Annotated in this window: 7 protein-coding genes; all 7 read right to left on the reverse strand. The window is 67.0% G+C overall.

Annotated elements, in window-relative coordinates:
- A partial coding sequence (locus PMI01_RS04445; RefSeq protein WP_007663626.1) for a non-reducing end alpha-L-arabinofuranosidase family hydrolase occupies positions 1–801 on the reverse strand: 801 nt, incomplete at its 3' end.
- Positions 802–852: 51 nt separating this feature from the next.
- Positions 853–2,046, reverse strand: a complete 1,194-nt coding sequence (locus tag PMI01_RS04450; protein WP_007663629.1) for an acyltransferase family protein — start codon at positions 2,044–2,046, stop codon at positions 853–855.
- A 110-nt stretch (positions 2,047–2,156) separates the two neighbouring features.
- On the reverse strand, positions 2,157–4,037 hold the full coding sequence (locus tag PMI01_RS04455) for a glycoside hydrolase family 97 protein (protein WP_007663630.1): 1,881 nt from the start codon (positions 4,035–4,037) through the stop codon (positions 2,157–2,159).
- Between the two features lie 44 nt (positions 4,038–4,081).
- Positions 4,082–5,656, reverse strand: a complete 1,575-nt coding sequence (locus PMI01_RS04460) for an alpha-L-fucosidase (RefSeq protein ID WP_007663631.1) — start codon at positions 5,654–5,656, stop codon at positions 4,082–4,084.
- A 71-nt stretch (positions 5,657–5,727) separates the two neighbouring features.
- On the reverse strand, positions 5,728–6,792 hold the full coding sequence (locus tag PMI01_RS04465; RefSeq protein WP_007663632.1) for an alpha/beta hydrolase: 1,065 nt from the start codon (positions 6,790–6,792) through the stop codon (positions 5,728–5,730).
- Between the two features lie 83 nt (positions 6,793–6,875).
- Positions 6,876–8,552: a DUF5597 domain-containing protein gene (locus tag PMI01_RS04470; protein WP_051989898.1), complete on the reverse strand. Its 1,677-nt coding sequence runs from the start codon at positions 8,550–8,552 to the stop codon at positions 6,876–6,878.
- Positions 8,553–8,640: 88 nt separating this feature from the next.
- Complete coding sequence (galA, locus tag PMI01_RS04475) at positions 8,641–11,526, reverse strand: beta-galactosidase GalA (RefSeq protein WP_081497633.1); 2,886 nt, start codon at positions 11,524–11,526, stop codon at positions 8,641–8,643.
- Between the last annotated feature and the right edge of the window lie 89 nt (positions 11,527–11,615).

Consider the following 11,615-nt stretch of genomic DNA (forward strand, 5'->3'; position numbering starts at 1 on the left):
GGCGAGCGGCCGCCACTCGCCGTCGAGCCGGTCGCTGGTCCATGAGCGGAAGTAGCGGCCGCGCGGGCCGATCGCCTCGACCACGGTGAGGTAGGTGTTCGCGCCAGCGACCCTGTAGTGCATGCTGGCTTCGAAGACGTCGTCGCGACGGCCGCTCAGGACGATCTTGGTGTCCGCGAAGCCATGGGGGAACTGGCCGATCGGCGTCTGCGACCGATAGAGATTGCCGTTGTCGCCCGTGTTGAAGAGATGGCAGTTCTCGTCGTCGCAGATGACCCAGAAGTCGAGCCACGCCTCCTGGCCAGAGGCTTTGATGATGGCCGGCGTTTCCGAAAAGAAGGGTTTCGGCGCGCTCCAGGACATGGGGTCTTCAAGGTTCGCGGTTGTCGAATAGACGGGCGGTCCGCTCTGATAGACCATGTACCAGAGCTTTTGCGGCGCGAAGTAGAAGACCTGCGGCGCCGCGCGATAGCCAGGGCCGACGCCGGACTGTTTCAAGCTGACGACGCTGGCCTTCGGCGCCTCGGACCAGTCTTTGAAGCGGGTATAGGCCATGTGCCACCCGTCGGGGCCGGCGGTGGTCATGAAGACGTGATACGCGCCATTGAAATAGACGACCGAAGGATCCTTGAGGCCGGCATAGGTCTGAGCGCCCTCGGCGGACGGCGTGATCAGCGGCGCGGATGAACGCCAATGGAAGCGCCCCTTCGCGCCCGCGCCCGCTTCCGCTCCGACCGCGAAGACGGCGCCGAGAGCGGCGGCCGCGACGCAGGCCAGGATTCGGTGCCTGGTGATCGCCATGGGGGTCGGTCCTGTTTGAAATCGAAAGCGAAGCCGGATGGAGCGCGGAGGTCAGTTCGGCGCTCGCAGGCGAGCCCCGGCCAGCAGCTTGCCGCTCAGCCATCGCCGCGCGGGCTCGTCGTAGAGCTTGAGGCAGGCATAGGCGATCACGACGGCGGCCACGAACACGCCCGCCCCGACCAGAGCGCCCTGTCCCGCGGGGACCTTCTTGTCCGCGACCCACCCGGTGTAGATGTAGATCAGCGGGTAGTGGGTGATGTAGAGCGGATACGACAGGTCGCCGAAGAAGCGGGCGATCCGCACCGACGGGCCATCCGCATTCTTCTCGCCGGCGCCGATGACGACGATCAGCGGAAACAGCACGATCACGCAAAACGCTTCGTAGAGCCCATTGACCCACAGCCGCTCGGTTCCGCCAAACCGCGGGAGCGCCAGCGCCACCACCAGCAGCAGGCTGCAGACGGCGAAAGCGCCGCCGACCTTGACCCGCTTGCCCAGCCGCATCAGCAGCACCCCCGCGAGGAACGGGAAGAGGACGCGCGTGAGACCGACGCGAATTCCGGCCGCGTCGAGCGCCCATCCACCGATGACGTCGCCCCGGGGGCCGAACACCAGCAGATGGACCAGCGCCAAGGCCGCCAGGGCCGTGAGGACGCCCAGCGCGCGGTTCGACAGCTTCCGCAGCCCCACCGCGTAGAGGAGGTTGGCGACGTACTCGTAGAGCAGCGACCAGGCCGGCCCGTTCAGCGGATAGACCTCGGTCCAACCGCGGATCTCCGCCGACGGCGTCAGCGGGATCATCAGGCAGCCCAGCAGCATCACCGCCACGATCTGCCAGGCCGAAGCCGCTTCCAGCTTGGGGAAGACGGAGGAGTGCTGGAAGGCGACGAGGGCCGCGCCGATCAGGCTGCCCATGATGATCATCGGCTGGAGCCGGACCAGGCGGCGCTTGTAGAACTCCCACTGGCCCATGCCCGCCGCCCAGCGATCGTCGTAGGCATAGGCGATCACGAAACCCGACAGCAGGAAGAAGAAGTCCACCGCGAGGTAGCCGTGGTTGATGATCTGCTTTTGCGGGTCCCCCCCGGCGTAGGTTTCGAACAGGTGGAAAACGACCACCATCAGGGATGCGACGCCGCGCAAGCCGTCGAGGATGACGTAGTGACCTTTCGCGGGCGCGGCCGCGTCTGTTGACGTGGCCGCGTCCGGCTGAAGCGTCGCGAGCGTCTGCTCCTGTTGAGTCATGTGTTCTCCCCCGAGGTAGCGCCGATGGCGCCGAATGGTCGTTGTTGATGTCCGCGGCGCCGTGCGCCCGCTCCGGCCACCAGCCGGACCAAGGCGCACATGATTCAGCACTAGTGAAGGGGCTTGAGGATGATCGCGCCGCCGCCCCCCGCGCTCATGCGGATCTGAAGAACGTCGCGGTTCGAGATCGACTTGACGACATGCTCGACCTCGTTGGCCGTAGCGCCGTCCTGCCAGATGTCGGCCTTGAACGTCCCTCCCCCCAGGAAGGCAAGCGGTATGCCGACGGTGCGCGCGCGTTCATTCGTCATGGCGCCAACGTACCAAGCCTCGCCCTTGCGCCGCGCCACCACGACGTGGCTCTCCGGTCCGCCGTCGATGAACCGCGTCTCGTCCCAGGCGGTCGGAACGTCCTTGAGAAACTCGAAGCCCGACGCGTTCACATAGGCTTCGGGGTCGTCGGAGACCATCTGGAGCGGACTGTCGAACACCACATACTGCGCCAGGGCTTGACCACGCGTCGTGCGGGTCATCGGCAATACATCGCGGGCGACATAGGTTTCGGGCGTGCTGTTGCGGAAACCGCCCGGCGTGTAGTCCATGGGTCCCAGCAGCATGCGGGTATAGGCGAGCTTTACGTTGTGTCCGGGCGTGACCTTGCCCCACTCGAACTTGTTGTATTCCGCCCCCATCACGCCCTCCTGGGTGATGTAGTTGGGATAGGTGCGCGCCAGGCCGGCCGGGGGAAAGGCGCCGTGCATGTCCAGGAGCAGACGGCGTTTGGCCGTTTCCTCGGCCAGGCGGACGTAGAACTGGACCATTTCCTGGTCGTCCCGCTCCATGAAGTCGACCTTAACGCCTTTGATCCCCCAAGCCTTATAGACGTCGAGCACCTCGGCCATTCTCGGTTCGACATGCCGCCAATGCGCCCAGAGCAGCAATCCAACGCCTCTCTGCTCGGCGTACTGGACAAGGGCCGGCATATCGATGGCCGGGTCCGCGCGCGTGATGTCGGTCTTTTCGTCGGCCGCGCAGCAGGGCCCGGCGTTGAGCGCCCAGCCGGCGTCGATGAGAAAATACGGGAAACCCGAGGCCGCGGCGAAATCGATGAAGCGACGGTAGCGCTCCATGCTCGGCTTTTCGCCGACGGTCGGTCCCGACCACCAGTCCCAGGCCGCCTTGCCCGGCTTCACCCAGGAAAAATCGCCCTTCGCCTGGGTCGCCAGGTTCCCGATCAACGGCGACTCGATCAGGTCGCCGGCGCGATCCCCCATCATGACCACCCGCCAGGCGCTCGTCAGGCCGGCGGCGGATTCGACGGCGACATCCTTGCGATCGGGAAGAGGCGTCACCCTGACCTTCAGCCCGCCGTCGACCGGGGCCAGACTCGCCCCCGCATAGGCGTCTATTCCCGACTGGACGATCGCATAATGGGTGTGGCCGGAGGCCGACGCACAGGCCACCGGAACATCATAGAGCTTGGCGCGGTCCAGTTCGGAGACCTTCTTCAAGGCCCAGGTGTTCTCATGCGAGCCCCCATATTCGGTGACTTCGCAGGCCGGATCGCCAGGAAGACGGTACGCCGTCTTTTCCCCCTTCAGCACGACCGCCGCGTCCTTGGGCAGCAGGTAGCGGAACGCGACCCCGTCATTGGCGGCTCTCGCCTCCACCGAAAGCGTACGGTGGGCGCCGGTCTTTTCGCGGAAGGTGACGATCGCGCCATTGTGCCAGTCTCGCGCCGTCCTGGCCTTGGTCGCCGTCAGCGGAATGTCGCGCCGCTGGCTTTGCCGTTTGACGTCGACGACCTCCAGATCCGAGAAATCGGGCGCGTCGGCCAGTTCCAGGCCCAGCGGAGAAGCAGAGACGATCAGCTCGCCCTTGCGGCTGACCGAGTAACTCGCCCCGTCGGCCGCGATCCTGATCTCGGCGCTTTTGTCCGGCGAAGCCACGATGATTTGAGACGCGGCTAGCGCCATGACGATATTGAGCACGGAGGCCTCCCTTGGAGCGCGAATTCAGAAGATACGAGGGCGTGTCAGGCTAGGCTGATCTTGAAGACGCTGGCATGCCGCGTCGGCGCGCGCGCCGGGACGTCGATCGACAGCGCGCCGGCGCCCTGGCGGAACTTGAGCGCCCCGCGAAGACCCAGCATCTCCACCCGCCTGACACGCCGACGCTCAAGAGGATTGCCTGCGGCGAGCGCGGCGATCTCGGTGACGCCCGACGGTTCTCCGAGCGTGATCGCATAGAGGGTGTCGCCCTTGGTCGTGAAGCGGATGTCCCGGGCGGTATAGGCCGCGCTCTCCTGGAACGCCCCGACCGCGGTCTCGGTAGGCCCTTCGCCGAACACCTTCCACGGCCGCGTTCCATGGATGGCTTCGGCGTTCACCGCCATCCACGGCGCCAGCTCCTCCAGGAGCAGCTGCGACTCGGGCGGCAGGCTGCCATCCGGATACTGCACGACGTTCAGCAACAGGTTGCCGTTCTTGCTGACGATGTCGGCCAGCATGGCGATGACTTCCGACGTGGTCTTGTACTTGAAGCCGTCGCTGTAGAACCAATCCCCATTGGATGTATCAGTCTGCCAGGGCAGCGGGTTGATGCCCTTCAGGACCCCGCGCTCGACATCCTGGACCGCCCATTCCTTGTGGAACTCGCCCGAGCCCAGATCCTTGCAATTGTACACGGCCTCGAGCTTGCCGCCGCGCGCGATGCTGCTGTTGTACATGTGCGCGACGAGGCTGCGCCCGACCACGCCGAACGGCAGCCCGCCGTCCGAATACAGCAAGTCCGGCTCATAGGTGTCGAGCAGATCGCGCATGCGATCGAACCAGATCTGATGAAACCGCGGATCTCGCGTGTACCAGGTGTCGGCGACGCCGCGATAGGGCTCGTTGTGCGGCGGGTGGTAGAGGTCGGCGTACCGAGGATCGGCGCCGTCATAGGCCACGCCGTTCTCGGGCCAGGTCTGGTTGTAGAGGTGGCTGGGGTGCCACCAGTTGTGACTGGCGCCGAGGTGCTCCGATACGCCGAACCGCAGCTTTCGCTTTTGCGCGGCCGCCTTCCACGCGCCGACGATGTCGCGCTTGGGCCCCATGGCCACGGCGTTCCACCGGTGATGCTTGGAGTTCCACAGGTCGAAATTGTCGTGGTGCACCCCCATGCTGACGAAGTACTTCGCGCCCGCGGCGGCGTACTTGTCCATGAGGCCCTCGGGATCGAACTTATCCGCCGTCCACAGGGGAATGATGTCCTTGTAGCCGAACTTGGAAGGCTGCCCGTAGGTCTTGAGGTGATGTTCGTAGTGCGGGTGGCCCTGAACGTACATGTACCGGGCGTACCAGTCGCCCTGGCGCGGCACGGCCTGCGGTCCCCAATGCGACCAGATCCCGAACTTGGCGTCACGGAACCAGTCGGGCGCCTGGTACGTCTTCAGCGAGTCGGGCTCCGAGCCGAACGGGCCCCTGGCCACCGGCAGCCGGTAGTCCGGCGCCGGCAGTTTGGCGCACGCGTCCGCGGAGGATTGATCCTTCGCCTGCGCGGCTCCCGCCAGGCCCAGCGCCGCAAGGGCCGGGACACCCAGGAAATGCCGCTTGCTCAACGTCACCATGCTCAACTCCCAAATATTTCCAAGTATTCTCAATTACACTCGCGAACGGCAGACGCCGGATGCGGCCGATTTTACTTAGCGTCCGAATGAAGTACACGCCCGAAGAACGGCAGAACGTTATTCTGGAAACGGCTGGCGACGGCGCTCCCGTGGTCTCCGCTGTAGATTTCGAAGGTGTTCCCAACGCCGAAGGCGTCCATCCGTTCGTGCAGTTCCGCCGCATCAACGCGCAGCCCGTCCCGATCGCCCACGTCGATGGCGATCGCCTGATATCGCCGCAGATTGAAGACGTACTGATCGAGCATGCTCAGAGGCGCGTTGGCCGCCCATCGCGCCAGCACCGATCGGTCGACGACGCCGTTCGACGTCGGCAGATCGACATAGAAGGGCGGCTTCTTCGGGTTCGGCGACCAGGCGGCGGCGACGGCGAAGGTCGCGCGCGGCAGGAAGTCGAGCCTGGACGCCTCTTCCCGGGTTTTGACGGCCTCGACAGCCGCGGCCGCTTCCGGCGGCGGGGCGTCGCGCGCCGAAAGGCAGCACGGGCTCATGATGTATAGCGCCCCGAAGGTCTCCGGGTGCTTCATGCCGATACGGGCGACGCCGTAACCGCCCATGGAGTGACCGGCGAGGCCGCGGCCCGAACGATCTGGGACGGTGCGGTAGTGGGCGTCGATGTAGGCGACCAGGTCGCGGGTGATGAAACCTTCCCAGTCGCCGGTCGTCACGGAACTCGAATACATGGAGCCGTTGTGCAGGGTCTGGGTGTCCGGCAGGACGACGATCATGCCCGGCGCCCCCGACGCAAAGGCCCCCTTGACGGTTTGCGGGGCCTGGAGCAATCCCGCGAACGCGTCGGCGGTCAGGCCGTATCCATGCAACGCGTAGACGACCGGATAGCGGCGCGTCTGGTCGGTGGCGTAGCCGGGCGGGAGATAGACCACGACATCCCGAACGGCCGACTCGCCTTCGAGATTGCCCTGCAGAGCCGCGCTGCGGACCTTGATACGGTCGACGGTCACCGATCTGGCGCCCGCCGCGATCGGCGCCACGGGAGGCGGAGGCGAGGCCGCCTGCAAGTCCGAGCTCGCCGTCGCCAATAGAACGGCCATCGCCAGAGAAGCCCAACCGGTTTTCATGTGCGTTCCCGCCTCCCTCACAGGTGGAAGCCTGCAATGGCTCCACCGCTTTTCGCTCTCCGCGCCCCGCTCGGGGCAGACGGTCAGTTCGGGTTTCCGACCGGAATGATCGCCGCGCCTTGGGCGGCGCCGAACTTGATCCGCAGGACCTGCTGCCGATCGACCAGATTGAGACCGTAGTCGGTCTGGTCGCCGTTCCAGACGCGCCGGAAGAGCCATTTTCCGTTCTCGAACCGCCCCTCTTCGACACGGAGCATCTGGCCGCTTCCGGGTTTGGACGGCTCAAACCGCACGCGGGTGCTGAAGCCCGTCAGCAGGTAGTCGCCTGGTCCAAGCTCCGCGATCGCCGCGCCGCCCACGGGCTGGGGATTGCCGGTCGGCTTGTCCGTCCCGAATTGCCATTGGCCGAAGGTGGCGATGGCGCGGTAGGGACCCAGTTCCATGACCTGGGTGTGGTTGGCCTTGGGGTCGGTCGGCTCGGAAACGCCCCAGGTCTTGCCCGCGAAGGCCAAGGCCGCCCACTCGCGCGCCATCGGCTCGAACAGGGTGTAGTTGCGGGCGAACAGCTCGAGCTTGGCCTCGTCGAGGTCCTTGGAGCCGAGCGGGAAGTTGTAATAGCCGGTGTCGTCCATGCCGAACGGCGAGAACCCGACGCCCCCCTTGCCGAGGGTCGCGAAGAAATAGCGCGCGAACTCGGTGTCGTTGCCGGTTTCCGGCACGAACAGCAGATTGTCGGGCCGGCCGTAGGCGTCCAGATAGGCCAGATACGCGGCATGGTCGCGGACGTAGATGTCGGGCGAGACGAAGTCGATCGACGGCGCGGCGGCCTTGTAGACGTCGATCACATGGTGCACCGGGCCGCCGCTGGCGTAGGTCGAGGCCGCCTGCCGGCCGAAGGCCGAGGCCAGGGCGGCGTTCATGTACATCGGCAGCGGCTTGACCGCCTTGCCGGCCTTGGCGATCTCCTCGACATAGGCGGCGAAGGACCAGGCGTTGAAATATTCGTCGGCGTCGGTCCCGAACACGGCCTTCCAGCTTCCCGGCGACTTGCCCAGGCGCTTGAGGAGCGCGGCGGGAACCGGCCCGTCGAACAGCTTCTGGGCCGTGGGCGAGAAGTCCCGCACGCTGCCGTAGGAGCCGACCTCGTTTTCCGGCTGGATCATGATGATCGTGTTCTGGGGGTCGATCCGCCGGATATGCTCCATCAGCTTGACGAAGGCGCGCTTATCGGCCTCGATGGTGGTCCGGCTGTGCGGCGACAGGACGTAGTGGGGCTGGCCGCTGGCGGTGATCATCCGCGGGAAGCGCTGGCCGTCGAGCTTGACCCACTCCGGCGTATAGGCCGGCCCCGTGTTCTTCCAGGTGCCGAACCACAGCAACACCAGCCGCACCTTGTTGGCGCGCGCCTGCTCCACCAGCGTGTCCACGAACGAAAAGTCGAACTGCCCCTCGACAGGCTCGACCTGTTCCCAGGCGACGGGCACCTCGACGGTGTTGGCGTGGATGCGTTTGATCGTCGGCCAGACCTCCGGCAGGACGTCCGGATAGTTGCTGCTGTTGTTGACCTGGGCGCCTAGCACCAAGTACGGCGCGCCGTCGACGAACAGGGCGTGACGGCCGTCGCGCGTCACGACGCGAGGAACGGGGTTGGCCGGCGGCGCATCGGCCGCCGTCGCCGCACCACCGCCGAGGGCCAGGATCAGCGCCGCCAGGCCGCTCGCGATGCGCGGCGACCGAGCGCCGGAAATCGATGTCCACATGCTCAGAAATAACTCCATGGGCCGCGGAACGGCGGGGTCGACGCTATGGGTGAGGGCTTGACCGGGCGTTCCAGTGGTCCGGCCGCGTTCATCCGAGTTCCTCGACGATCACCGCGGCGCCCATGCCGAACGGAACGCCGGGGGCGACGGTCATCAGCACCACCACGGTCCGCGCCCCCTCCTTCGCCAGCAGCAGCGCGGTCAGGGCTCCGGGCGCGGCGTCGGTCTTGGCCGCGACCTTGACGCCATCGACATAGATCTCGGCGGGACCGGTCAGGCGACCGAACACGAGCTTTCCGCCAGCCCGCCGCACCGTCGCGCGCGGCGTGAACGCCAGGCGATAGAGCACGAAGCCGCCCACGGGGTCGCCGTCCTGCAGCGTGCCGGAATTCGCCCAGCCCCAGGAGTTCATGTCGTTGTCGGCCGGCTTGGTCGACGGGTCGGGGCGAGTCCGCGCCACCGGCGACATGCTCCAATCGGACAGGATCGAGACGGGCGGCGTCCGCGGCTCCGCCCGCCGTGTCCCAGGCTGGACGGACAGCTGGGTTTGCGCGCTCCGCAGGCCGGGCGCCGACGCCGTCAGGCGCAGGACGCCGCTGGATCCGCGCTCGCTCTGCACGATCACCTGGGCCAGGCCGTTGAACAGGCTGCGGGCATTGCCCTTTTCCGGTTCGTGGCAGTTGGGGTCGCCATTGCCCAGGCCGATGATCCGCCCGTTGTCGACCTGGAACGTCACCGGCAGGTTGGCCGTGGGGACGGCCCTTCCGGCCTTGTCCAGGGCCTCGACGGTGACCGGCGCGGCGTCTTCGCCGTCCCCGGTCAGGACGGTTCGATCGGGCGTCAGGCGCAGGGCGACCGGCGGACCAGCGGTCTCGACGATCGCCTTCGACACCGGCCGGCCGCCGACATAGCCGACCGCCTCCAGGCGTCCGGGCGCATAGGGCACGGTCCAGGACGGCATGACGAAGGGATCGACCGCCTGGCGCGAGACCAGCCGGCCGTTGAGGCGCAGCTCGACCGTTTCGGCGTTGGTCAGCGCCATAACCTTGATCGGTTGCCCCTCCTTGCCTGGCCAGGTCCAGTGCGGGGCCAGATCCAGCAGCGGGCGGTCCTTGATCCACTGCGCCCGGTGCAGGAAGAACGCCATCTTCGGGAAGCCGCACAGGTCCATGGCCCCGAAGAACGAGCTGGCCGAGGGCCATTCGAACGGCGTCGGTTCACCGCGATAGTCCAAGCCCGACCACAGGAAAGCGCCAGCCACGAACGGGCGCTTGGCGATCTCCTCCCAGGCCTTGCGATGGGTGTTGCCCCAGGACGAAGGCTCCTCGTCGTTCTCGGCCAGGATGTTGCGCGAGCGATCGGTGAACCATTCGCCCCGGGTCATGAACGCGGAGGTGTCCTCCGAACTCATCAGCGGCAGGTTCGGATGCTCGGCGTGAAACCGGTCGTACTTGTCGGGCTGGTAGTTGAAGCCGACCACGTCGACGGCCTGCGAGACGTTGATCGGATTGAACATGCCGAAGTTCATCGCGGCGGTGACCGGGCGGCTGTCGTCCAGGCGCTTGACGGCGGCGACCATGCGCCGAACCATCTGGTAGCCCGCCTCGGTGCCCTGCATGGGCTCCTCGTTGAACACCGACCACAGGAAGATGCTGGGGTGGTTGCGGTCGCGGCGGATCAGCCACTCCAGTTGCCGCATGTAGTCGGGGCTGGGATTGAAGTTGCGGTTCTCGTCGAGGATCAGGACGCCCAGACGGTCAGCCGCCTCCAGCATCTCCGGCGCCGGGGCGTTGTGGGCGCAGCGGACGGCGTTGGCGCCCATCGCCTTGACCCGGCGCAGCCGGAAGTCCCACAGGCTGTCGGGCACGGCCACGCCGACCCCGGCATGGTCCTGGTGCAGGCAGACGCCCTGGATCTTCAGCGGCCGGTCGTTGAGGAAGAACCCCTGGGCGGCGTCGAACCGCAGCGTGCGGAAACCGGTCGAGGTGATCGCCTCGTCGACCAGCCGGCCGGCCTGCCAGACGCGGGTGCGCACCGTGTAGAGCGCCGGATCGTCGACCGACCACAGGCGCGGGGCGGCGACGTCCAGGACGAGGCGGGCCTCGGCCTGGTCCAGCGACGGCGCCTCGGCGGCGACGCGTCCCGCGCCCACCACCTTGCCCCAGGGATCGACCAGTTGGGCCTCGACCTCGACCGCCTCGGCCTTGGGCCCGATATTGCCCAGGGTGGCGACGACCGGCAGGGTCCAGCGCCCCTCCCCATCCCGTCGCGGATCGGCGTGGACGCCGTCGTCGGCGATGTGCACGGCCGCGCGCTTGGTCAGCCAGACGTGGCGATAGATGCCGCCGCCCTCGTACCACCAGCCTTCCATCGGATCGGCGTCGACCCGCACGGCGATGCTGTTGAGCTCGTCGCCGTAGCGGGCGAACGGAGTGATGTCGATCTGCAGGGCGTTGTAGCCGCTCCAGTTGTGCGCCACGACGCTGCCGTTGAACCAGACCGTCGCGTGGGTGGCGATGGCCCCGAATTCGATGGAGAGGTGCTTGCCGCGATCGGCGGGATCCAGCCGCAGGGCGCGGCGATACCAGGCCTTGCCGCGTGGCCGGTAGCCCTGGGAGAGGTTCTCGTCCTTGTCGAACGGCCCCTCGACCACCCAGTCGTGCGGCAGGTCCAGTTCGCGCCAGTCGCTGTCGTCGTACTCCGGCGAAGCCGCGCCCCCGGCGTTGCCGGCCTTGGCGTTGCCGTACGACCAGCCATGGCCCCGGATCTTCGGAAACGGCACGTCGCCCAGGTGGAAACGCCACCCCTGGTCCAGCGACAGCCGCTCGCCGGGCGCCTTGAGCTGCGGCCTGGGATAGGACCGCTCGAGCCCGGCGGCGCTCGCGCCACCCCAAGCCAAACCTGGCGCACCGCCGGCGCCGGCCAGCGCGACAGCCGAACTCGTCCACAGGAAACGGCGACGGTCCAAGTTCATGCTGTTCATCCCATTCATGCTGCTCATCTCCGGCGCGCTCAGCCGACCACATCGCGCATGGCGGCGGCGGCGCCCGCCCCGTCACCGTC

Source organism: Caulobacter sp. AP07 (assembly GCF_000281955.1).
Lineage (GTDB): Bacteria > Pseudomonadota > Alphaproteobacteria > Caulobacterales > Caulobacteraceae > Caulobacter.